The organism is Sporosarcina saromensis, from assembly GCF_033253735.1.
In the GTDB taxonomy this organism is placed as follows: domain Bacteria; phylum Bacillota; class Bacilli; order Bacillales_A; family Planococcaceae; genus Sporosarcina; species Sporosarcina saromensis.
Map to the genome: position 1 here is coordinate 37,432 of NZ_JAUBDI010000008.1, position 23,267 is coordinate 60,698.

21 protein-coding genes are annotated in these 23,267 nt (G+C 41.6%); 17 read left to right on the top strand and 4 right to left on the bottom strand.

The window, feature by feature from the left end; all coding sequences use genetic code 11:
* Window positions 1-42 precede the first annotated feature (42 nt).
* From QT711_RS09850 to QT711_RS09875, 6 genes are all read left to right on the top strand, one after another.
* Window positions 43-1,233: a M20 family metallopeptidase gene (locus QT711_RS09850; RefSeq protein WP_317943863.1), complete on the top strand. Its 1,191-nt coding sequence runs from the start codon at window positions 43-45 to the stop codon at window positions 1,231-1,233.
* A gap of 13 nt (window positions 1,234-1,246) precedes the next feature.
* Window positions 1,247-2,800 (top strand): ABC transporter substrate-binding protein, encoded by a 1,554-nt coding sequence (locus QT711_RS09855; RefSeq protein WP_317943864.1) that lies wholly within the window; start codon window positions 1,247-1,249, stop codon window positions 2,798-2,800.
* A gap of 71 nt (window positions 2,801-2,871) precedes the next feature.
* Window positions 2,872-3,789, top strand: a complete 918-nt coding sequence (locus tag QT711_RS09860; RefSeq protein WP_317943865.1) for an ABC transporter permease — start codon at window positions 2,872-2,874, stop codon at window positions 3,787-3,789.
* Window positions 3,790-3,805: 16 nt separating this feature from the next.
* Window positions 3,806-4,741, top strand: a complete 936-nt coding sequence (locus QT711_RS09865) for an ABC transporter permease (RefSeq protein WP_317943866.1) — start codon at window positions 3,806-3,808, stop codon at window positions 4,739-4,741.
* A gap of 17 nt (window positions 4,742-4,758) precedes the next feature.
* Window positions 4,759-5,739 carry an ABC transporter ATP-binding protein gene (locus QT711_RS09870; protein ID WP_317943867.1) on the top strand — a complete coding sequence of 327 codons (981 nt, stop codon included), beginning with the start codon at window positions 4,759-4,761 and terminating at the stop codon, window positions 5,737-5,739.
* A 6-nt stretch (window positions 5,740-5,745) separates the two neighbouring features.
* A complete protein-coding gene (locus tag QT711_RS09875) occupies window positions 5,746-6,753 on the top strand; it encodes an ABC transporter ATP-binding protein (protein WP_317943868.1) in 1,008 nt (335 codons plus the stop codon).
* Here the strand turns inward: QT711_RS09875 and QT711_RS09880 are convergent.
* Window positions 6,744-7,646, bottom strand: a complete 903-nt coding sequence (locus QT711_RS09880; protein WP_317943870.1) for a LysR family transcriptional regulator — start codon at window positions 7,644-7,646, stop codon at window positions 6,744-6,746. The two genes, QT711_RS09875 and QT711_RS09880, sit on opposite strands and share 10 nt — an antisense overlap.
* Before the next feature lie 339 nt (window positions 7,647-7,985).
* Between QT711_RS09880 and QT711_RS09885 the strand changes: the two genes are divergently transcribed.
* Window positions 7,986-8,486 carry an FAD-dependent oxidoreductase gene (locus QT711_RS09885; RefSeq protein ID WP_317943872.1) on the top strand — a complete coding sequence of 167 codons (501 nt, stop codon included), beginning with the start codon at window positions 7,986-7,988 and terminating at the stop codon, window positions 8,484-8,486.
* A 6-nt stretch (window positions 8,487-8,492) separates the two neighbouring features.
* Window positions 8,493-9,095, top strand: coding sequence for an FAD-dependent oxidoreductase (locus QT711_RS09890; protein ID WP_317943874.1), 603 nt, complete (start codon window positions 8,493-8,495; stop codon window positions 9,093-9,095).
* A 211-nt stretch (window positions 9,096-9,306) separates the two neighbouring features.
* Here the strand turns inward: QT711_RS09890 and QT711_RS09895 are convergent, their stop codons facing one another.
* Entirely contained in the window at window positions 9,307-10,284 is a 978-nt protein-coding gene (locus QT711_RS09895; RefSeq protein WP_317943875.1) for a tRNA dihydrouridine synthase, read from the bottom strand.
* A gap of 128 nt (window positions 10,285-10,412) precedes the next feature.
* Between QT711_RS09895 and QT711_RS09900 the strand changes: the two genes are divergently transcribed.
* From QT711_RS09900 to QT711_RS09920, 5 genes are all read left to right on the top strand, one after another.
* Window positions 10,413-10,649: a hypothetical protein gene (locus QT711_RS09900; protein WP_317943877.1), complete on the top strand. Its 237-nt coding sequence runs from the start codon at window positions 10,413-10,415 to the stop codon at window positions 10,647-10,649.
* 620 nt (window positions 10,650-11,269) lie between these two features.
* On the top strand, window positions 11,270-11,461 hold the full coding sequence (locus tag QT711_RS09905; protein ID WP_317943879.1) for a DUF4177 domain-containing protein: 192 nt from the start codon (window positions 11,270-11,272) through the stop codon (window positions 11,459-11,461).
* A gap of 16 nt (window positions 11,462-11,477) precedes the next feature.
* Window positions 11,478-11,984 carry a DUF2165 family protein gene (locus QT711_RS09910; protein WP_317943881.1) on the top strand — a complete coding sequence of 169 codons (507 nt, stop codon included), beginning with the start codon at window positions 11,478-11,480 and terminating at the stop codon, window positions 11,982-11,984.
* A 187-nt stretch (window positions 11,985-12,171) separates the two neighbouring features.
* Window positions 12,172-12,885, top strand: coding sequence for a ZIP family metal transporter (locus tag QT711_RS09915; RefSeq protein WP_317944033.1), 714 nt, complete (start codon window positions 12,172-12,174; stop codon window positions 12,883-12,885).
* Between the two features lie 114 nt (window positions 12,886-12,999).
* The gene (locus QT711_RS09920; protein WP_317943883.1) at window positions 13,000-13,815 is read left to right on the top strand and encodes a ZIP family metal transporter; all 816 of its coding nucleotides are present in this window, start codon (window positions 13,000-13,002) and stop codon (window positions 13,813-13,815) included.
* A 341-nt stretch (window positions 13,816-14,156) separates the two neighbouring features.
* On the opposite strand, the gene QT711_RS09925 is transcribed toward QT711_RS09920, so the two are convergent.
* Window positions 14,157-14,996 carry a TetR/AcrR family transcriptional regulator gene (locus QT711_RS09925; RefSeq protein ID WP_317943884.1) on the bottom strand — a complete coding sequence of 280 codons (840 nt, stop codon included), beginning with the start codon at window positions 14,994-14,996 and terminating at the stop codon, window positions 14,157-14,159.
* A 90-nt stretch (window positions 14,997-15,086) separates the two neighbouring features.
* On the opposite strand from QT711_RS09925, the gene QT711_RS09930 reads away from it, so the two are divergent.
* Window positions 15,087-18,170 carry an efflux RND transporter permease subunit gene (locus tag QT711_RS09930; protein WP_317943886.1) on the top strand — a complete coding sequence of 1,028 codons (3,084 nt, stop codon included), beginning with the start codon at window positions 15,087-15,089 and terminating at the stop codon, window positions 18,168-18,170.
* Window positions 18,171-18,912: 742 nt separating this feature from the next.
* On the opposite strand, the gene QT711_RS09935 is transcribed toward QT711_RS09930, so the two are convergent.
* A complete protein-coding gene (locus QT711_RS09935; protein ID WP_317943888.1) occupies window positions 18,913-19,572 on the bottom strand; it encodes a hypothetical protein in 660 nt (219 codons plus the stop codon).
* A 126-nt stretch (window positions 19,573-19,698) separates the two neighbouring features.
* Here QT711_RS09935 and QT711_RS09940 point away from each other — a divergent pair, with 126 nt between their 5' ends.
* The 3 genes from QT711_RS09940 to hutH all read left to right on the top strand — a co-directional run bounded on the left by QT711_RS09940 (window position 19,699) and on the right by hutH (window position 23,195).
* Complete coding sequence (locus QT711_RS09940) at window positions 19,699-20,229, top strand: sigma-70 family RNA polymerase sigma factor (RefSeq protein WP_317943889.1); 531 nt, start codon at window positions 19,699-19,701, stop codon at window positions 20,227-20,229.
* Complete coding sequence (locus QT711_RS09945; protein ID WP_317943890.1) at window positions 20,222-21,547, top strand: DUF4179 domain-containing protein; 1,326 nt, start codon at window positions 20,222-20,224, stop codon at window positions 21,545-21,547. The genes QT711_RS09940 and QT711_RS09945 overlap by 8 nt, the downstream gene beginning before the upstream one ends.
* 169 nt (window positions 21,548-21,716) lie before the next feature.
* Window positions 21,717-23,195, top strand: a complete 1,479-nt coding sequence (gene hutH, locus QT711_RS09950) for a histidine ammonia-lyase (RefSeq protein ID WP_317943892.1) — start codon at window positions 21,717-21,719, stop codon at window positions 23,193-23,195.
* The last annotated feature ends 72 nt before the right edge of the window (window positions 23,196-23,267 follow it).

Below are 23,267 nucleotides of genomic sequence, written 5' to 3' on the forward strand. Positions count from 1 at the left end.
ATGTGAAAGCGATTACAACAGAGAAGGGCAGGAGAGCGATCTATGATGAGTAAGGAAGCTTTGTTTACGAGAGTTGAGGATTTGGAACAAGAGTTGATAGAGTTAAGTGCATTCTTGCATGCAAATCCAGAATTGGGCAATGAAGAGTTTCAGGCAGTAAACAGGATTACACACATTTTAGAACGTAACGGATTTGTAGTTGAACGTGGTTTGGCTGGATTGGATACTGCATTCCGAGCAAGCTATACGGTTGGATTAGGGGGACCCGTGATAGGGATGTTATGCGAGTATGATGCGCTAAAGGACTTAGGGCATGGTTGTGGGCATAATTTACAGTCTCCATCTGTTGTAGGCGCGGCGCTTGCTTTGTCACGTTTGGAGGATTTACCGCCTTGTACGATTGAAGTAATTGGTACACCAGCTGAAGAAACGACAAGTGGGAAGATTCCTATGGCGCAGCAAGGATGCTTCGACCACTTAGACATCGCACTCATGATGCATGGGGGTGACAGGACGACAGTAGATGGCCGTTCACTTGCGGTTGATAACTTCGAATTTGTGTTTGAAGGTAAGGCTTCACATGCTGCGGTTGCTCCAGAAAAAGGTGTTAGTGCTTTAGATGGTGTCTTAATGACTTTTAATGGGATGGAGTATTTAAGGGAACATGTTCGTTCAGACGTGCGAATCCACGGGATCATTACAGACGGAGGAATCGCAGCCAATATTGTACCAGAGAGAGCTGCGGCGATGTTTTCTATACGAGCGATTAACCGTCCTTACTTGGATACAGTTGTCGAACGTGCATTAAATGTCGCAAGAGGAGCCGCTTTAGCTACCGGGACAAAAGTGCATATCCATCCTAAAAAATCGTTAGAAAGTAAGTTAAACGTGCAAGCGCTCAATGATGTGCTTTTGGAGAATGCAAAGTTAGTTGGAGCGAAAAACGTTACACCTCCACGTGAGAAAACGGGTTCTACAGATTTTAGTATTGTCACACACCGCGTGCCAGGTGCGTGCATCCGAGTTGCATTTGTTCCACAAGGCACACCGAATCATACAAAAGAATGGGTAGAGGCTTCTAATAGCAAGGAAGGGAACGAGGCTATTATTACTGCAGCAAAGACATTGGGTGCTACGTGTATCGATGTACTTTCGTCTGCAACGTTATTAGATGCGATTAAAATGCAATTTAAGGAAGAAAAAGAGCTACAAGAAAACTTGGTTTTACAATAAAGGGGGAAAAATAATGAATAAGAAGTTTTTGTGTTTAATGTTGGCAGCATTACTCGTCATGTTATCTGCATGTACGACGACAAGTAAGCCATCTAATGAAAGTGGTGGATCAGCAACAGGGGAGAAAGAAAGCAGTACGTTAACAATTTCATTAGGTTCTGATATGCTCACTTGGGACATTCATAACCATACGACGACTGCTACGGAAGCTATTCATGTGAACGTTTTTGACTACTTGTTAATGAGAGACACGAAAGGTGACATCCAACCACACCTTGCAAAAGAATGGGAAATGGTGGACGACACAACTTATGAATTCAAATTAAATGAAGGTGTCAAGTTCCATAATGGTGACGAACTCACAGCAGAAGATGTGAAGTTCACATTGGAGCGAGTGGCAAATGATGAGAAGCTAAAAAGTCATGGCGACTTCAATACGATTAAAGAAGTGAAAGTGCTAGATCCTTATACGTTTCAAATCATTACAAAAGAGCCGGATCCGATGTTAATTAGCCGGATTTCAAGACAAGCGTCAGGAATCCTTCCAAAAGCGTATATTGAAGAAAAAGGAATGGATGAATTCTTGAATTCACCGATTGGCTCAGGCCCTTATAAGTTTAAAGAGTGGAAAAAGGATAACCAAGTTACATTAGTAAAGAACGACGATTATTTCGGCAAAAAAGGCGAGTGGGATCAAGTCGTATTTCGTGCAATTCCGGAAGATTCTACACGTGTAGCTGAGTTATTGACGGACAGTGTAAATATTATTGCAAACGTTCCACCAAGTGATTGGAAACGTATCAATGACTCGGATAATAGTGACATTGTAAACGGTCCTTCTAATCGTACGTACATGTTATTCTTGCGAACACAAGAAGGTTGGCCAACTTCTGATGTGAAAGTACGTCAAGCGATTGATTATGCAATTGATGACAAAGCGTTAGTTGATAGTTTACTAGATGGGGGAGGAACTCCAACATTGACTAGGGTCAATCCTGGAAATGTTGGTTTTGAGGAAAGTCTCTTCGATCAATACAATTTTGATGTCGATAAAGCGAAACAATTATTGGAAGAGGCGGGGTATAAGGATGGCTTGACGATTGAGCTAGCTGGTCCTACTGGAAGATACATTAAAGACCGTGAAGTGATGCAATTGATTGCAGGGATGCTAGAAGAAGTGGGCATTCATACAGAAATGAATTTGCTCAAATGGGGAAGCTTCGCTGAGTTACGAGACCAAGAAAAACACAAAGATGGCTATTTAATTGCTCTTGGATCATCTTTCTTTGATGCAGGACAAGCACTTGATTACTACGGAACTGAACGTTCTGCTTCTATTAACGGCTATAGCAACAAGGAAATTGATGCGTTGTTACAGGAAGCGAATACATCGTTGGATCCATCTGTGAGAACGACAAAATACCAAGAAATTCAAAAGATTGCTAGTGTAGAAATGCCGATTATTCCTTTATTCCAAATTGACCAGTTCTTTGGCGTAACGGATGGCATTGAATATACGCCACGTTTAGACGAATTGATTTACATTCCAGATGTTCATAAAAAATAAGGAAATGAAGGAAACGGCAGCGGACTGTTATGCAGACAGACCCTGCCGCCCTTCTTTCAAGGAGGAGCAATATGTGGAGATACTTTCTTAGTAGATTTTTGCAAATACCAATCGTGCTTTTTATCATTTCTCTAATGATCTTCGTACTTGTTTATGTAGCAGGAGATCCGGTGGCGATGATGTTACCTGCAGAAGCAACACAGCAAGAAGTGCAGCAATTGCGAGCCGCCTTAGGATTTGATCAACCTTTTTACATACAGTTTTGGACGTACATGGTGGATTTAGTGCAAGGCGATTTTGGTGAATCGTATAAATACGGCATATCTGCTCTAGGCCTTGTTTTGGAAAGACTGCCTGCGACATTGGAATTAGCTACGGCATCTATGATTATGGCTATTATTATAGCGGTGCCTCTAGGGATTATTTCGGCTATTAGACCAAATGGAATCATTGACTTATTCACAACGGGTTTGTCGGTTCTTGGGAAAGCGATTCCAAACTTTTGGTTAGGGATCATGTTAATTTTAGTCTTTGCGGTTAATTTAAAGATCATGCCTGTTTCTGGGACAGGGAGTTGGAAACATCTTATTTTACCTGCAATTACGCTTGGTACAGCTGTATCAGCTGAAATTACTAGACTCGTCCGATCCAATATGTTGGAAATCCTTCAGCAAGATTACATTCGAACAGCAAGGAGTAAAGGGCAGAAGAAAAGCGTTATTATTTTCCGTCATGCATTCCGAAATTCATTAGTCCCAGTCCTTACAATTACGATCCTACAAATGGCAAGTTTAGTAGGTGGCTCTTTGATAACGGAAATGATCTTTGCGTGGCCGGGAATCGGTCAATTGATCATCCAAGCGGTTTACGATAAGGACTTACCAATTATTCAAGCGGCTGTTTTTGTAACCGCAGTTCTTATTCTATTCATGAATCTGTTGACGGATGTTCTCTATCGTTTCTTAGATCCGCGCATCAAATATAGCTAAGAAAGGATTTGACAATATGAAATCAACGAGTCAAGTTGAACTTGCTTCTCCTCCTATAGATAAGAATGATAGAAGTATAAAATCGAAAAACAAATTTACAATCTTTTTTACAAAACTTTTAAGAAGTAAGACAGGAACAGTTGGACTAGTAATTGTTCTAGCGTTATGTTTGATGGCAATCTTTGCTCCATTGATTGCACCGTTCAATCCTGGGAAAATTGATACAACAAAAATGTTAGTCCCTCCATTTTGGGCGGAGGGCGGAAGTATGACTCATATTTTAGGTACTGACAATTTAGGGCGCGATATTTTGAGTCGCATTATTTACGGATCGCGTATTTCTTTAATTGTTGGAATATTATCTGTTTTGGTTGCGGGAGCAATAGGGGTTGTGTTTGGACTGATTTCGGGATATTACGGTGGACTGGTTGATAACGTAATTATGCGACTCGTGGATGCGTTTTTATCTGTTCCAACGATTCTCTTCTGTCTTGTATTTTTGACAGTACTGGATCCTGGAATCCCTACCTTAATCATTGTTATTGGTGTGACGAGCTGGGTCCTGTATGCGAGGATGATTCGAAGCGAAACGTTAAGCTTGCGAGAACGAGAGTATGTAAAGGCTGCAAGAACGATGGGGGTGTCCGATTTTCAAATTATGAAACGGCATATCCTTCCAAATGTCACATCTTCAATAATTGTTATCTCAACACTGAGTGTAGCGGGCACGATTATAACTGAATCTTCCCTTAGCTTTTTAGGGTTAGGAATTCAGCCACCTACTGTTTCGTGGGGAATTATGTTAAGTGAAGGAAAAGAATATGTGGCCACTAGCTGGTGGTTAGCAACGTTCCCAGGATTAGCTATTACACTGACTGTGTTAGGCATCATCTTCTTAGGAGAATGGTTGCGTGATTTGCTTGACCCACGTTCACAAGGTACTAATTCGTAAAGAGAGGAGGCTGCTGTATGTCGACTTTGTTAGAAGTGAAAGATTTAAAGACTTATTTTTATACGACGAATGGCATCGTTCCATCTGTTGATGGAGTCTCATTCGCTCTAGAAGCTGGGCAAACGACTGCATTAGTAGGAGAGTCTGGGTGCGGGAAAAGTGTTACCTCTTTTTCAATAATGCAGCTAGTGAGCGCTCCAGGGAAAATCGTTGGTGGAGAAATCCTTTTTAAAGGCAAGGACTTAACCGGTTTAAGTGATCGGGAAATGCGTAAAATTAGAGGCAATGAAATTTCTATGATTTTTCAGGAGCCTCTTACATCTTTAAATCCAATCTTAAAGATTGGCGCTCAATTAGATGAAATTCTACTATTGCATCAAACGATAAGTAAAAAAGAAGCAAAGATAAAAAGCATTGAGATGTTGAAAAAAGTAGGGATTCCACGTGCTGAACAAGTGTATGACATGCATCCCCATGAGTTAAGTGGAGGGATGCGACAACGTGTCATGATTGCTATGGCATTATCGTGTAACCCAAGTTTACTCATTGCGGATGAACCAACTACAGCATTGGACGTTACGATTCAAGCTCAAATTTTGCGGTTAATGAAAAACTTGAAGAACGAAATTGAGACATCCATCTTATTAATTACCCATGACTTAGGGGTTGTTGCGGAACTAGCTGACAAAGTCATTGTGATGTACGCGGGACAGGTTGTTGAAGAGGCGGATGTCATCTCTTTATATGCGGATCCTAAACACCCCTATACAATGGGGTTAATCCAAAGTACACCTAAAATTGACGCAGAAGTAGATACATTAAATTCAATTCAAGGGAATGTTCCGACGCCTAGCAATAAACCGTCTGGTTGTTACTTTCATCCGAGATGTCCGTTCGCAATGGAAAGATGTAAAAGTCAAATGCCCGAGTTGGAAACGAACGAACAGAACGGAAATAAAGTACGATGCTGGCTTCATGCAGAACAGAAGGAAGGGTGAGGAGTAATGGGTAATCTTACATCTGTTCAAACGGAAGAAATTCTTGTCGTAAAGAACTTGAAAAAACACTTTCTTGTAAATCAACAGTTCTTTAAAAAGGAAAAGGAATATTTAAAAGCAGTTGATGGTGTCGATTTGACGGTATACAAAGGAGAAACGCTTGGGATCGTTGGAGAGTCAGGGTGTGGAAAGTCTACATTAGGGAATGTAATCATGGGATTATTGCAGCCAACTGAAGGTGAAATTTACTTTAATGGTGTCGATATATCGAAAATGAAAGAACGGGATTTGAAAAAATATCGCGTAGACTACCAAATGATTTTTCAAGATCCCTTCTCTTCATTAAACCCAAGAATGCGCGTTTTTGACTTAATCGCTGAGCCGTTAATTACACACCGTAAGTTCTCAAAAAAGGAATTAGAAGAGGAAGTTCATCGTTTGATGATAGATGTCGGTCTCGATCCCTCTTATACTCATCGGTACCCACATGAGTTCAGTGGCGGGCAAAGGCAGCGTATAGGGATTGCACGCGCGCTTTCGTTAAAACCGAAGCTTATTATATGTGATGAGCCGGTTTCAGCATTAGACGTATCTATTCAAGCACAAATACTGAATTTGCTCGATGAACTCCAAAAGAAATATGATTTAACGTTCATCTTCATCTCTCATGGTTTGCCGGCTCTTCGTCACATCAGTGATCGGATCGGCGTCATGTATCTAGGGAACTTAGTCGAACTAGCAACGAAAGATGCACTTTTTAAAAAGCCAATGCATCCGTATACAAATGGATTACTAGCATCACTACCAATTTCTGACCCGCGATTGCGAAGAGCAGAAAAAGATGAGGTGCTGTTGGAAGGGGATATGCCAAGCCCTGTACATCCCCCTAGTGGTTGTAAATTCCACACTCGTTGTCCATTTGCACAAGAAACATGTAAATTGGTCGTCCCCGAATTTGAAGAGAAAGAAGAAGGACACTATGTTGCGTGCCATTTTCCGTTACATCAGGAATGAAATCCGTTTTGTTGCGCTTGGATGAAGTTGATAAATTGGGTCACTGTTAAAAGTTCCATATTCGATTTCCGATAGATGAGCCATGTTTTACGGTTTAAAGGCTTCCCTTTATCATTGATAAGATCATGTGTGTAAAATGGATCTTTGTCCGTCAAACATGATTTTGGAATAATTGAGTAGCCTAGGTTTTTGTTAACCATTTCTTTACACGTCTCGACTTTATCGAGTTCCATTCGTACTAATGGAGGGGCTGAAAAACGGTCTTGCCACCAATTTTCAATCATTTGCGCGAGAGGATTCGTTGCTTTTTCTCCAGGCCCCTTCTTTTTATTAGGCTGATAGGAAATAAGCGGGAGGAAAGGGATTTCCTCTAGAATGATTGGGGTTTTAGAGATGATGGTCAATGGATCTTCGGCTAGCAGAATTTTTTCGTCGAACCAATTGTAATTGCCAGTGATTATACCAATTTGAATTTCATTTTTGTTTAGCAACTGAATAATTTCTGAACTCCATCCTGTCGTTACATTCACCTGGATGGAGTGATAATTGTCTACAAATTGCTTAATGAGAGTGGGTAACTTATATAAGGCAAAGTTACTTGAGACGCCAATCCGAATTGTACCGGTAGCGTCTTTTTTTAATGTCTTTAAGTTTTCTTCTAATTTGTTTAAATCCAGAAGCATTTTTTTACAAAAGTCTACTAAATACTCACCTTCTGGAGTGAAAAATAACTTATTCCCTTCTCTTGTGTATAGTCTAATTTGATATTCCTCTTCTAACTTTTGAAGACGATACGTTATAGCCGGTTGAGAGGTAAATAACTTTTCAGCGGCTTTCGTAAGGTTTTTTTCTTCGTAAACTGAAATAAGCATTAAGCAATCTTGCTTTTGCATAAGACTCCTCCTTTGTGTAGCTTTACGTTGAGAATTCGTTCTTTTATAAATCATCTATTCTCGTAGATTGGTGATTAGTGGGATGTGTTAGTTGCATATCTTGTTCAGTATAAAAAGTAGGAACGACGAAATTAAAGGAATGTCCTAATTATACTGTAATTTGTCGGTCAAACTATGTCAAAGAATGCTTGTAAGAGATCATTAATTTGACGAATCATAGAAAATCTGGCGCTACTGAAGTCGTAGGAAAAGTCTTGTAAATAAACAACTAACCTACGTTTGTTTTAGCTTCGAATAACTCAAAAGTGATATACTACCATAAAATAAGGAGGGGTTATTGTGAAGAACGCACTTAGGAATGAGCGGGACGGATCTGCAGTCATTGTTGGCGCTTCACTTTCAGGTCTTATGACGGGTATTGCACTTGCACAAGAAGGTATACATATAACGATTATAGACAAGGTAGGGGAGATTCGGCATGGGGGATCAGGACTACGCGTGAACGGCGAGACCTTTGGTGAATCAAAGACTGAAAGGTTGCTTAAACAACTCGTTTCACGTGGGAAGAGCTCTGTACAGCTTTGGTCTACGATTGAGTCCCGTTTACGTACTCAAGCTAAAAAAGAATCCCGAATTAACTTGCTCTATGATACGCGTGTATCATCGGTAGGACAAGATGAAGACACTGCTTGGGCAGTGACAGAATCGGGAGAGGAGATTTGCGGTGACCTATTAATAGGCGCGGATGGGCACAATAGCCGCGTGCGAAAGCATGTGGCTCCTCAAAAGTCGAATGCTGTATACGCGGGTTATATGGGCTGGATTGCTTCCATGAGTTAGGATGACTTGCCTGACAACCTTCGTATTCATCATTACGATGAGGGGCCAGCTGTCGAGATGTTTGATCATGTCGATGGCTTTAAATTCGGTTCGATTATTGAAAGAGAAGAGGGCTCTGAAGTCGAGAGCAGAAGAATTGGCTGTACATGGTATGACAATAAACGAAGTGAGTTGCTGCGTCATCGGGGTTGTGTAGAGGGGATGGTTGTCCGTCATTCATTGAATGGGCAGGATATACCAAAATCTACATTAGCGGAGCTGGCGCATCAGGCTTCCGATTGGCCAGAGCCATGGCGTTCTACAGCCCTTCATGCCATTGAAACACGCACACTCATGGGCATTCCCATCAAAGAATATGTCCCGGATAATTTGGTGAGGGGACGCATTGCACTCGTCGGTGATGCAGCACATGTACCAGCACCCATTACAGCTAGTGGGTTCAATGAATTGCTCCAAGATGCGGTAACTTTAGGAAGATGTGTCTCAAAAGGCATACAAGGACAATTGGCAATCCAAGCTTTAGCAAAATATGAATCTCTCCGTTTGAACATCGTCCGTCAAATGGTCCAATCCGGACAATTTTATAGCCAGTCGTTTGGTCGTCCGTAAAGAAGACTAGAAATAGCAATTAAACCTACATATGTGATAGTTCTGCATGCAGCGGAAGGTGAAGTTTTGGAAGTAACAGGCAAAACCTTGAAAGTATTAAGAAATTTACATGAAAAAAGAGTGAAAGAAGGTTGTTAGCTTCTTAGCACTCTTTTCGTTTATTAAGCAAATGAAATGCTAGACGTTTTGAAATTGATTGGATTTTTACGTCTCAATCTAGCTCTTTATCCAACAAAGGCACGATTAAGCTACGTACTTCATCAGTCGATTTAGTGTTCATCAACTCATTCCGTAATTCGCCCGCACCTCTAAATCCACGGATATAAATTTTGAAGAAACGGAGAAGCGGTTTGAACGAACGAGGTTCAGCTTCTGTTGAATACTGATCGTGCAAATCTAATTGCAAAAGCAATAAATTCAAATACTCTTTCACACTATGTTCTTTAGGTTCCTTTTCGAAGGCAAATGGATTTGTAAATACACCGCGACCAATCATGACGCCATCTACGCCATATTGTTCCACTAATTTCATACCTGTTGCACGATCAGGAATATCGCCATTTATCGTTAACAACGTGTTTGGCGCAATCTCATCCCGTAATTTTTTGATTTCAGGAATCAGTTCCCAATGTGCATCGACTTTACTCATTTCTTTTTTAGTGCGGAGGTGAATGGAAAGGTTCGCAATATCTTGCTTCAACACATGTCCTAACCATTCGCGCCATTCATCGACTTCAACATAGCCTAAACGTGTTTTTACACTAACTGGCAATCCGCCTGCTTTCGCTGCTTGGATAAGCTCTGCAGCCACATCGGGTCTTCTAATCAACCCTGATCCTTTTCCTTTGGCAGCGACATTTGGTACAGGGCATCCCATGTTCAAGTCGATTCCGCGAAAACCAAGTTTCTTCATATCGATGCTCATTTGTTTAAAATACTCCGGTTTATCGCCCCAAATATGTGCCACAATCGGTTGCTCGTCTTCCGTAAACGTCAATCGTCCACGCACACTATCTCTACCATTTGGGTGACAATAGCTTTCCGTATTTGTAAACTCCGTAAAAAATACATCAGGTCGCCCTGCTTCTGCAATGACATGACGGAATACAACATCTGTAACATCTTCCATTGGTGCTAATATAAAAAACGGCTTCGGTAAATCGAGCCAGAAATTATCTTCATTACTCATTTCATATCCTCCTGATGCAATCAATAAAACCAACTTTATTCATTGCGAATTCCTAATCCATTTTAGAGTTTATCATTTTTTGTAAAGGATGCACAGAGACAACTAAATCATTCCCATGAACTTTAACCTTGTTAGTAACAGAAAAACTGCAGAATTATGTAAACATCTACAAAATCTCTGTTCGTTATCAAGTTAAAACGCTGATTTCACATAAAACCGGTTCAAAAACTTCTCAAACGGGGCAAACATCACTCAAACGCCGCATAAACTTCACAAACGGGGCAAACTTCTCAAACGGGGCAAACATCACTCAAACGCCGCATAAACTTCTCAAACGCGGCAAACATCACTCAAATGCCGCATAAACTCCTAAAACGCAGCAAACATTTCTCAAACACCGCATAAACTTCTTAAACGCGGCAAACATCACTCAAACGCCGCATAAACTTCTCAAACGCGGCAAACATCACTCAAACGCCGCATAAACTCCTAAAACGCGGCAAACATCTCTTAAACACCGCATACTCCTACAAAACAATCCACTCATCAAACAACCCCGTTAGCATGTCAAACCAATTAGGCGCGACGTGAGACATTTAGATACAAGCCATTTCTCGCGTTCGAAAATCTAGAAGTCGCTTAGGTTTTGTGTAAAAGCTCTTATTTTCTACAATTGTTCCAATATGCCAATGAAAAACTTCATATTTCCATAGACTCCAACAAACCCTTCACAAACCGAATGAAAACGGAATTTGGCAAGTAGCTTTCATGCTAATACAATGATTATTGCTGTCAACAGGGCATAAGGTCGTCATTCATCCTTACCTTCGCAGCACAAAACTATTTATGTAATTAATTCCATTTTATAGTTCTTTATATACCTTTTACAAAATAGATAACACGCAACTTTAGTCTTGACAAGGTGAATCGTTGAGGGTTTAATGGAATAGGATTAATGACCTGGATGAATAAGGAGGTATCTACGATGTACGAGTATACCGTGAAACGAATTGCTTTAGTTCATGGTCGTGAGGGGATGTCCTTAGTTGAAGACTATGAGCAACACATTGCCGCGTATGCAAAACAAGGATGGCGGTTTGTACAACTTGTCGTTTTTTCTGAATTGGCACCTAACGAACGTCGCATCGATCTCCTATTTGAAAGGAAAATAGAATAGGAAAGGAGTGACTCTCATGAATACAGTTGCATTGCGTTTGTTGAAAATTGTTACGCTATTGCTTGCCGGCCTTTTCGGTTTCTTTGTATTTGCTGGGAATTTGTTGGACTATAACTCAAACTATCAATTCGTTCAACATGTATTATCGATGGACACTACGTTTGAAGGAAATTCATTAATGTGGAGAGCAATTGAAAGCTCTACAGCACACACAATTGCTTATTGGGCATTAATTATTGCAGAAGGAACGTTTAGTTTCTTAGCATTCATCGGTGTGTACAAAATGTTGAAGAATTTACGTGGGACAGGACGCCAATTTAACAAAGCGAAGTCATTTGGTTTTTATGCATTCATTTTAGGATTCGCGATTTGGTTCTTTGGTTTTATTGTCATCGGTAGCGAATGGTTTGCAATGTGGCAGTCGCAAATTTGGAACGGAAAAGAAACAGCGATGGATATTACATCTGTTTGGATCGGTTTCGCAATTTTATTAGCATTAAAAGATGAAGATTTAGAGGCCTAATATTTTTATTTATTTTTATATTCCTTAAACGAAGCTTTACAAGAGATCAATTCTTGTAAAGTTTTTTTATTGGAAGTCACTACTTTGTTAATAGCTATACACTGCATGAATTTGACTACGCATAATACTTGTTCTTTTTCCATATAACAGTAGAAACAATTAGCTAAAGGATGGTTCATTGGCACATATGTGGATTGTGGGATTCACTACAACATTCATTGGACTTGTAATTGGCGGTGGTTTGGCGGCAATTGTTAACCAAACTACAAGAAGTATCGCGACAATCTTTGCACTTTGTGCGGGCCTTTTACTCGGATTGCTTAGTTTAGAAATTGCACCTGAGGCAATCCATTTAGGGGGATGGCTGGTGTTTGGCGTAGGTTTTTTCGGAGGGGTTCTACTTTTTGTGATAACTCATAAGTGGTTGCATCGCTATCCGATTATTCGCAAAGATGCTCAGAAGACACAATGGATTCGCTCGGGCATTTTGTTGGCGGTTATCATTTTACTGCATAATTTGCCAATGGGCGTTGTTTTAGGAGCGAGTCATCATACAACGCTCAATCTCTCTTTATTACAAGCGCTTGCACTTCATACGATTCCTGAAGGGATGATTCTATTTACGCCACTACTCCTTGCTCGCGTTCGTGTAACGGTAATATTTCTATTGGCAATTATTGTGTCCATTCCTGTTGGCATAGGTGCATATATTGGCAATGAAATGGGGCAACAATTTGACATGCTATTGGGTCTGCTCATTAGTGTAACGGTAGGTACAATCTACATGATTACAATAAAAGAAATTCTGCCTGAAGCCGTAAAGCGATCTTCCAATCTCTCTAGTTTGTTCATAGTTTGTATTGGTTTCGGTGTGATGTGGGTGTACATGTTTATTGTTTGAAATAAATGACGACGACGAGAATCAAAGAAGTATGGGAATAAGTATGAATAGCAGTGTGGTCTTACCGGGTAAGTCTGTCGCATATAAATAGCTTAAAAACTGAGGAGTAAATAGATGATTGAATTTTTTACAGCGCGCAGTCCAATAGAACAAGCAGTGCTTGCAACGCTTTTCACTTGGGGGATGACAGCTGTCGGCGCATCCTTCGTATTCACAACGAAAAAAGTGAACCAGAAATTCATGGATGGTATGTTAGGATTTGCGGGCGGTGTCATGGTAGCAGCTAGCTTTTGGTCGCTGCTTGCACCAGCAATTGCCATGGCTGAAAACGGTCCTTATCCATCTTGGTTTCCAGCTGCTGTTGGCTTTTTAGCAGGTGGGCTCTTTTTGTGGATTGCAGATAAAATCATTCCACATTTACATCCCGGCATGTCGCTGAAGCATGCGGAAGGATTCCGACCAACAAGGAAAAGAAGGAGTACGCTGCTTGTCCTGGCAATAACATTACATAATATTCCCGAAGGTCTTGCAATTGGCGTGGCGTTTGGCGCAGTGGCTGCTGGCTTACCATCAGCAACAATAGCGTCTGCTGTCGCGCTTGCAATAGGCATCGGTTTACAAAACCTACCTGAAGGAACAGCTGTTTCCTTGCCCCTTCGCAGAGAAGGGTTATCCCGCAGAAAAAGCTTTTTCTATGGGCAATTCTCAGGTATGGTAGAACCTATTTCAGCAATAATCGGGGTACTTGCAGTCGTAGCATTACAACCCATTCTTCCTTTCGCGCTCAGTTTCGCTGCAGGCGCGATGCTGTTTGTCGTAGTGGAAGAAGTCATTCCAGGTTCACAAGAAAACGGCAATACCGATCTAGCGACGATGTGTTACTTAATCGGCTTCACAGTTATGATGATACTGGACGTCGCTTTTGGATGAATGCCCCGAATCATTCGTGTAGAAAGGACTCACACCCTCATCGCAAGCAACCCATTAGTTTGTCAAAACCATTTAGCGCGATTTTGATTAACACCCATCTTGAATCCTACCGCGCACTCACCAACACGGCAAAACTCGCTAGAACGCCGCATAATCTTGATGAACGCGGCATACCCTCTCAGAACGCCGCAAACTTCTCTCAAACTCAGCAAACTCTCTCAGAACGCCGCATACTTCTCTCAAACTCAGCAAACTCTCTCAGAACGCCGCAAACTTCTCTCAAACACGGCAAACTCTCTCGTAACGCCGCAAAACTCGCTCAAACACGGCATATCCCTCTATTAAAATCCAAAATGCTTCCTCAATAAATAAGCGACCCATTTACAATGTGGATGTAATTGGATATTCTCGAGTAAACCTTTAACAAGCGGGCGGCTTAGCGTCGGCTCTAGTAATTCCTGCTTCAGTAATTCCAACGAATCTTTCTCAATAGACGCATCAATGTCATGCAAGGTCCGTTCGATAACGTCAAGTAACTGATCTACTGACACTTCTTTGCAAATGCCGTGCTGAAACTGCTGAACAAGCTCATTTGTTATGAATGGAGTAATGATATGTTTAGCGAGTATCTCCGTCTTTTCCACGAGTGATCGAGCGAGTACGTCTACATCTAATGGCGTGTTATAGAAAATGAACAACTCCGAATACATTTTCATAAAACCTTTAATGCTGTATACAAGATCGTGTTTCGTGCGATCAACAGCATCGCCAAATAATCGTTCCACCATCAATAATATTGTCTGTTCCATCATTTGATCGTATGACCGCATCTTTAACATGAAGTCTTCGTTAAACGATTGCATTTGTTCTTTAATTAATATCTTAGCAAAGTCCGAATGTCTCTCAAACGAATCAAAAACAAAATAATAGAATTTATAAAGAAGCTCATCGTCATCTTTTATTGTGTTGACCAAGTAGTCAATGTTTGACGTGAATTGCGTAGTGAAATGATCGATTAATGCTAAAATCAATTCATCTTTGGATTTGAAAGCTAAGTAGAATGCACCTTTCGATATTCCGCAGCGATCAGTAATTTGTTGTACAGAAGTTGCTTCAAAACCTTGTTCTGCAAAGAGTTCCAAAGCGTTTTCCATAATTAGTTGTTTCTTTGTCATGTGCATATTATCACTCCTCGTTTGTTGACAAGTGACCGAGTAGTCATTAGTATAAATAAATGAGTTCTCAAAGTCAATGTAGGGGAAGGTGTCATTGTGAAAGGCTTGGTCAATTTTGTATTGAAAAATAAACTAGCAGTATGGCTACTAACAATTATTATAGTTGTAACAGGTATTTATTCAGGGACACGGATGAAAACAGAAACGTTGCCTGATATTTCAATTCCATTTTTAATGGTTATGGACGTCTATCCAGGAGCAACTCCTGAACAAGTCATGAAAGATGTTTCCGTTCCGTTAGAAAAAGCGATTGAAAACCTTGAAGATGTTAAAGGAGTTTATTCCAACTCGTATTCTAACATGTCCAGTATTCAAGTGGAATATGAATACGGAATAGATATGGATGAAGCGAAGCGTGCTTTAGCATCCGCTTTAGATGCGGCAACTTTACCGGAAGGTGCAGAGGCGCCGACAATAACAGCGATTAGTATGAACATGATGCCAGTCGTTGCGTTAAGTATAAGCAGTGAAACAGAAGACATTGTTGAGTTAACATCTACTGTAGAAGATATACTCCTTCCAAAAATCGAGAAGATCGAAGGTGTTGCTTCAGCTACGATTACAGGGCAGCATATAGAAGAAGTAGAGTTAACATACAACGCTGAGAAAATGGCTGAACTGGGCATTACGCCTGAAGACGTGAAACAGATGATTCAAGCTAGTGATCTAGCTGTCTCATTGGGCCTTTATGAGTTTGAAGAAGGGGAACAAGCAGTTTCAGTAGATGGGAAATTCATGACGGTGGATGAACTGAAAGGAATGCTGATTCCTGTCACACCATCTGAAGCGAACCCATCACCATTTGTAAAGCTTGGTGATATCGCGACAATTGAAGTAGTCGGGAAAGTACAATCGGTATCCCGCACAAATGGTGAAGATGCCATTGCCATTCAAGTTGTTAAAGGGCAACAAGCAAATACCGTTGAAGTAGTAAATGCGGTGAAGAAGCTCGTTAAGGAAGAAGAAAAAGCTGTAGAAGGTCTTGTAGTCGATATTTCACTTGACCAAGGCGCACCAATTGAAGAATCTGTTGCCACAATGATTGAAAAAGCATTGTTTGGTGGATTAATCGCTGTGCTCATCATTTTGTTGTTCCTTCGCGATGTAAAATCAACGATTATTTCCATCGTTTCCATTCCAGTATCGATCTTCATGGCTTTGTTGCTACTGAACTGGATGGATATCACGTTAAACATTATGACGCTTGGAGCAATTACCGTTGCCATCGGTCGTGTCATCGATGACTCTATTGTCGTTGTAGAGAACATCTATCGACGCTTGCATTTAAAAACAGAGAAATTGTCCGGTAGAGCACTTGTACGGGAAGCGACAATTGAAATGTTTAAGCCGATTATGTCTTCAACATTAGTAACCGTTGCAGTCTTCGCACCACTCATCTTCGTAGGTGGTATGGTCGGCGAATTGTTCATGCCGTTCGCATTGACGATGACTTTTGCACTCGGAGCTTCCTTACTTGTTGCAATAACAATCGTTCCTGCTCTATCACACTTCTTATTTAAGAAAAAGTTATATAGTGAGAAAACTGATAGCCGTCACAAAGAGATTGGTAAGATGGCGACAAGCTACAAAGGGATTCTTCGTTGGACGTTGAATCACAAGTGGATTACCTCTATTGTTTCAATTGTTTTATTAGCAGGAAGTATCGCACTCACGCCACTGATTGGTTTTAGTTTCTTAGGTAGTGAAGAAGAAAAAGTCATGTATTTAACATACACGCCAGAAACGGGCGAGTTAATGGAAGATACGTTAGCGAATATTGAAGTTGTGGAACAAGAACTAATGAAACGTGATGATATTGATATTGTCCAGTTGTCTGTTACGGACGCGGGGGATCCGATGTCTGCGATGATGGGTGGCGGGTCAAATGGTGCGTTAATGTATCTCATTTTCGATCCAGATATGAAGGACTTCCCTGCGGCTCGTACGGAAGTTGAAGAGTATGTATTCAATATTAGTCAGTCCGGTGAATGGAAGAGCCAAAACTTCGGAATGGCTATGCCAACAAATGAGATTAGCTACACATTCTATAGTGAAAATCTTGATCGATTAAATGAAGCTGTAAAAATGGTCGAAGGTATTATGAATGAGAACGACCGACTGGAGGACGTCTCTTCAAGTGCGAAGGATGCATACATCGAGTACAAATTCAAAGTCGAACAAGATGAATTGCTTCAGTACGGTCTAACGACAGGTCAAATCGTTATGATGCTGAACCCTTCGCGGACACATGATGTGCTAACGACGATTGAAAAAGACAGCAATACGTTAGAAGTAGTTGTTCAGCAAGAAGAGGCAAAACAGCCAAAGTCGATTGATGAATTGCTAGCGACTGAGGTACAAACAGCACTTGGCACGACGATGAAATTGTCAGATCTAGTAACGCTTGAAAAAGGAACGACGCTAAATGAGCTTTCAAGAAGTAAGGGCGAATACTATGCAACCGTTTCAGGAACGATTAAAGATGAAGATATTTCAAAAGCGACAACAGAAGTTGATGAAGCTATCGATAAGTTAGAGTTACCTAAAGGCGTAACCATTGATGTGGCTGGGGTTGCTGCAGATATGACAGAAACATTTACTCAACTAATTGTTGCCATGTTAGCGGCAATCGCGATTGTCTACTTCATTCTAGTTGTTACATTCCGTGAAGGTGTCGCACCTTTTGCGATTTTGTTCTCGTTACCATTTACTGTTATTGGTTCATTTGTCGGTCTGTTGATTGCAGGTGAAACGATTTCTGTTTCGGTCATGATGGGATTGTTGATGTTAATTGGGATTGTCGTCACAAATGCCATTGTATTAGTGGATCGAATCGTTCGTATGGAACGTAGCGGGTTAAAAATGCGAGAAGCGGTACTTGAAGCTGGAGTCACTCGTTTGCGCCCGATCTTAATGACCGCAATTGCAACAATCGGTGCACTTGTTCCGTTAGCGCTCGGCACGGGCGGCGGTGGCGGATTAATTTCCAAAGGCCTTGCCATCACAGTTATTGGTGGGTTGATCAGTTCAACAGCATTGACATTGATTGTGGTACCGATTGTGTACGAGATTTTATCCAAGATGTTTAAGAAAAATCGTGTAGATTTAGAGGAAGAATAACATTCAATCTTCACAGCTACCTTATAAATGCATGGAGACTCATTCGTCTTCATGCGTTTTTGAATAAATAGTATTTAATAAATCCTAGAAAAATTTATAGTAGGTTCAGTAGGTGAAGCAATCGCCAAACTCCGCATAATCCTCTCGAACAACGGCAAACTCCCGCCAATCGCCGCATAATCCTCTCAAACGCGGCAAACTCCCTTCAATCACCGAATAATCTTTCGAACGGCGCAAACTGCCACCTAAACGCCGCATTTTCCAATGTACAACCCCTCTAGTTTGTCAAAACCCAATTGGCGCGAATAATAAAAACTGCAACTCAATAGTAATCCGCGAATCCAACATTCACCAAACGACAGATCAGAGAAAAATAAACTCCTAAAAAAGCACGATAACATCTCGACACGGCTTACTCTCTCCCAACAACTCAAATTATCCTAAAACGGCGCATAAAACGCCGAAACACGGCAAACTCTCGCCAAACTCCGCATAATCCTCTCAAACGCGGCAAACTCTCGCCAAACTCCGCATAATCCTCTCAAACGCGGCAAACTCTCGCCAAACTCCGCATAATCCTCTCGAACGCGGCAAACTCCCGCCAATCACAGCATAATCCTCTCAAACACAGCAAACTCTCTCCAATCGCCGCATAATCCACTCAAACACCGCATAACTAGACCCAAATCACCGCATAACCAACTAAAAAAAGGAATCCTATCATCTAGGATTCCCTCCCAACTCAATAGCACGTAAACTGATCGATTCGGTCTAAATCCATCCCGAAGTATTCCCAACGACGACGATTCGGTCTCCAGCGATAGCCCGCAATCGACGTGCGCCCGACAAAAGTTGGATAGAACCAGAAACCTCTATTTCGAGACGTCCAAATGTACGTATAGCGGTACAAGCAACCTCTTATGCCGCCTGGATCGACGCGGTACAATTGTGCGCTCGGATAACTCGGTGTATAACTCGGTGGCGCAGCAGTAGGCGCTTGTGATCCGCCTTGGCCTGGTCCGCCAGAACCCCCTTGCCCCGGTGATCCTGGAAAACCGCCACCCGGAAATCCTGGGAATCCGCCCCCTGGGAAACCACCTGGTCCGCCTTGCCCTGGTGGAAATCCAGGCATTCCTCCTGGTCCACCTTGCCCTGGTGGAAAACCTGGTGGTCCAAATGGAGGAAACTGTCCGCCAGGCCCCCAATGATTCATCTCATAATTTTGCATGCCCATTCCCGACATCCAATCGTCCATTCCATAATTCGGCATGCCGCTTCCTGGCATCCATCCACCCATTCCGTTATTATTCATTCTCTCTGCCTCCCCAGTATATCCTTCAGGTAATTTCGGGTACCATTGCTCCTGTCCTTGACCTTGATTCGTAGAATTTACGTCATTCATTGGTTCTCTCCTCTCAAGCGCTTCTCTTCATTCTATGTAACAATAAAAGAATTGGGTTGGACTCTTGGGGAAGAAAAAACTTTTTTCGTACATGACAGTCTAATAGATAGAAGGTGCTCACAGGGGGTGGGGAAATTGACAGAAATAGACCTAGCACGGAAAGCGATCCGTGGAGACGACGATGCCTTTTTACAACTGATGTTTATCCATAAAGAGGCTCTTTATCGAACCGCTCTTGCTTATTTGAAAAATGAACAAGACGCACTCGAAGCGTTGCAAGAAGTAACAGTACGTGCCTATGAGAAAATGAAATCATTACGGAATCCTCAATATGTAAAAACTTGGCTAATCCGTATTATGATGAATCATTGTCACGACTTACTGCGGAATCAAAAACGTGTTGTGCTTAATGAAGAACTCATTCTTACAAATAAAGTGAGTGATGATTTTACGTACCTTGAAGTCGAAGAAGCGCTCAGCCATCTTGCTGAAGAAGATCGAGACTTAGTCCACTTGAAATATTTACATGATCTCAAAATTAAGGACATCGCCGCAATGACAGCAACACCAGAAGGAACTGTGAAAACGAGGTTGTATAAAGCGATCAAATCATTACGCACATTTTTTGAAGAGAAAGGAGAAATTCGCCGTGTTTGATGAAGAAAAGGACTTGAAGAAATGGAAAGAGGAAATTGAGAAGAAAGAAGTCCAGGACGTTCAACTAGAAACCGCCATTTTAGAAGGCTTTCGACAGGCAAAAGAGAAAAAAGTGAAGAAACAACGTCGGTTTATGAAAAGAAGCATATGGACGTCAGTCGCTGCTGCCATTTTGCTCCTCACATTCATCACATCAATTCGCGTATCTCCTGCTTTTGCGAATGCCGTAGCTTCCATTCCCGGAATGGCTCGATTTGTCGAAACGATTCAAAGCGACAAAGGACTACAGCTAGCCATTGAAAATGAACACTTTCAACAGATTGGCGTATCAAAAGAAACGGAAAATATGAAAGTGACGCTTGAAGGACTCATTACCGATGAAACAACGATGGTTGCATTTCTTACCATTGATGAGAAGAGGTTTTCTCCTGAATCCCGTCCGGAATTTCGTATACTCAATCTTGAAGGTGACGTAGTCAGTAAATCAAGATCTATCGGAGCGAGTTTCGAATATACAGATACACAAAGAATCGCAACTACTGAAGTCGAGTTTGAATTTGCTGAAACGGTACCGAGCGGTGAATTAGTATTGGAATACGAAGTTCAAGAAGCAGGGGATGGAGAAACGATTGAAATCATTCAAATCCCGTTCGAAAATACTTTGCAACCTATTAAAAAAGAACAATTCATCATCAATGAAACGGCAGTGATTGAAGGACAGAAAATCCATATCCGTTCTGTCACAATCGGTTCATTAAAAACAGCAGTGGAAGTAGAATTTGATGAAGAGAATACAAAGAAGATTTTTGATATTGAAGATTTAGCACTTATCGACGATACCGGTGAAGTCTGGAGCTCCATCAACAACGGCGTTATAGCAAGAGAAACGGATAATCCGAATGTTATGTTTTATTACTTACAAAGTAACTATTTTAAAGAGACTAATCATCTTACATTAACGTTTAGTAAATTGATGGCAATGGATAGAGACGAAGCTTTTGTTGTCATTGACACAGATAAGAAGCGAATTATTCGTCAACCCCCTCTTAACCTGTTCAGCAACTTGACTGTAAACGGCTCGTTTATTGAAATCGAAATGAAGAGTGAAAGAGGCGTTCATCGTGATCCTTTTACAATACTATTGGATGCAGACGGTAATAAAGTGGAAAGTAATTCCCAAGGGTCAATTAACCCTTTCGAAAAAGATATGACAATACATTTCCAAATATCTGGTGAACAGTATAAAAACCCATTAACCTTGCCATTATCGTTTTATCCATCCTACATCAACGGAAACGTCTCCATCACAATCAAATAACAAATGCCCACGTAGCTTCTCAAGCCCGTGGGCATTTTCATCACATCACCATACTAAATCACCATCACATTACCATAGAACAAACTTTCGTAATAATCAACAAATAACGTTCGTTTTCGTGTACGATAAGGAAAAATACCATCTACATATGAACGAAAGGATGAACAATGTGATAAAGCTTTCTGGGGATTCATTAACACTTGATGAGATGGAGCAAATCCTCTATAAAAATGTCCCAATCGCTTTGGACGAAGAAGCCCTACAACGTGTCCGGAAAAGTAGGGAAGCGGTCGAGCGAATTGTGCAACAAGACAAAACGGTTTACGGCATTAATACAGGTTTTGGGAAATTTAGCGATGTAAAGATAGATGAAAGAGACACGAAAGATTTACAGCGGAATCTTATCCGATCGCACGCATGTGGGGTAGGTGAACCGTTTCCTGAAGTGGTTTCAAGAGCAATGGTAGTATTGCGGTTAAACGCACTGTTGAAAGGTTTTTCAGGCATTCGTGCGGAAGTGTTGGAACGATTCGCCTATATGGTTAACAACGGCATCCATCCGGTCATTCCGCAACAAGGTTCGCTAGGCGCATCAGGGGACTTGGCGCCACTGTCCCATTTAGCCCTTGTCCTTTTAGGGGAAGGTTTTGTTTGGCAAAACGGAAAGCATGTCCCTGCGTCCGCGGTTTGGAATGAACTTAAAATAGAGCCGGTTGTTCTTGAAGCAAAAGAAGGGCTAGCGCTCATCAACGGCACACAAGCCATGACGGCTCAAGGGGTCGTCAACTATTTGGAAGCTGAAAAACTTGCATACAGTAGTGAATGGATCGCCGCGATGACAATGGAGGCGCTGCATGGCATTACGGATGCGTTTCATCCAGCGATCCACGAAGCGCGTGGGTACAAGGAGCAAGTCGACGTGGCGGCAAGAATGTTGGACTTGTTGGAAGGAAGCCAACTGACAACCATTCAAGGTGAAAAGCGCGTTCAAGATGCGTATTCCATCCGTTGTATCCCGCAAGTGCACGGTGCAAGTTGGCAAGTGCTCGCTTATGTGAAAGAGAAACTTGAAATTGAAATGAATGCGGCAACTGACAATCCCCTTATTTTTGACGAAGGGGAAACTGTTGTGTCAGGAGGAAATTTCCATGGTCAACCGATCGCATTTGCAATGGATTTTCTTAAAATCGCGGTAGCGGAACTTGCGAACATTTCCGAAAGACGAATTGAACGTCTCGTCAATCCGCAATTGAATGAAGGCTTACCGCCATTTCTTAGTGCGCAACCAGGTCTTCAATCCGGGGCGATGATTTTACAATATTCCGCTGCCAGTCTTGTATCGGAAAATAAAACGCTGGCACATCCTGCATCTGTCGACTCTATCCCGTCTTCAGGGAACCAAGAAGATCATGTTTCGATGGGGACGATTGGTTCAAGACACGCACAACAAATCATCAAAAATTCACGAAATGTCTTGGCAATTGAAGCGCTTTGTGCGATGACAGGTTGTAATGCTCGAGGCATTGAACAGATGGCTCCAAAAACGAAGCAACAGTTAAACGCACTTCTAAAAATCGTTCAACCGATTGACTGTGATCGAATTTTTGCGCCAGACATAGAAGACATCGCGACGTTTTTAGCGATGTAACAATAAACAAAGCATGCATGCCACCGCTGGAACGCAGTGCATGCATGCTTGGTTTTCATTTGACTACATAAC

Excerpts from the sequence above, each read along its gene's own strand:
- QT711_RS09910 (WP_317943881.1), top strand. The coding sequence starts at position 11,478 with ATGAATACAGTTGCATTGCGTTTGTTGAAAATTGTTACGCTATTGCTT.
- QT711_RS09855 (WP_317943864.1), top strand. The coding sequence starts at position 1,247 with ATGAATAAGAAGTTTTTGTGTTTAATGTTGGCAGCATTACTCGTCATG.
- QT711_RS09935 (WP_317943888.1), bottom strand. The coding sequence starts at position 19,572 with ATGAATGACGTAAATTCTACGAATCAAGGTCAAGGACAGGAGCAATGG.
- QT711_RS09865 (WP_317943866.1), top strand. The coding sequence starts at position 3,806 with ATGAAATCAACGAGTCAAGTTGAACTTGCTTCTCCTCCTATAGATAAG.
- QT711_RS09895 (WP_317943875.1), bottom strand. The coding sequence starts at position 10,284 with ATGAGTAATGAAGATAATTTCTGGCTCGATTTACCGAAGCCGTTTTTT.
- QT711_RS09850 (WP_317943863.1), top strand. The coding sequence starts at position 43 with ATGATGAGTAAGGAAGCTTTGTTTACGAGAGTTGAGGATTTGGAACAA.
- QT711_RS09920 (WP_317943883.1), top strand. The coding sequence starts at position 13,000 with ATGATTGAATTTTTTACAGCGCGCAGTCCAATAGAACAAGCAGTGCTT.
- QT711_RS09860 (WP_317943865.1), top strand. The coding sequence starts at position 2,872 with ATGTGGAGATACTTTCTTAGTAGATTTTTGCAAATACCAATCGTGCTT.
- QT711_RS09880 (WP_317943870.1), bottom strand. The coding sequence starts at position 7,646 with ATGCAAAAGCAAGATTGCTTAATGCTTATTTCAGTTTACGAAGAAAAA.
- QT711_RS09915 (WP_317944033.1), top strand. The coding sequence starts at position 12,172 with ATGTGGATTGTGGGATTCACTACAACATTCATTGGACTTGTAATTGGC.
- QT711_RS09925 (WP_317943884.1), bottom strand. The coding sequence starts at position 14,996 with ATGCACATGACAAAGAAACAACTAATTATGGAAAACGCTTTGGAACTC.
- QT711_RS09905 (WP_317943879.1), top strand. The coding sequence starts at position 11,270 with ATGTACGAGTATACCGTGAAACGAATTGCTTTAGTTCATGGTCGTGAG.
- QT711_RS09870 (WP_317943867.1), top strand. The coding sequence starts at position 4,759 with ATGTCGACTTTGTTAGAAGTGAAAGATTTAAAGACTTATTTTTATACG.
- QT711_RS09875 (WP_317943868.1), top strand. The coding sequence starts at position 5,746 with ATGGGTAATCTTACATCTGTTCAAACGGAAGAAATTCTTGTCGTAAAG.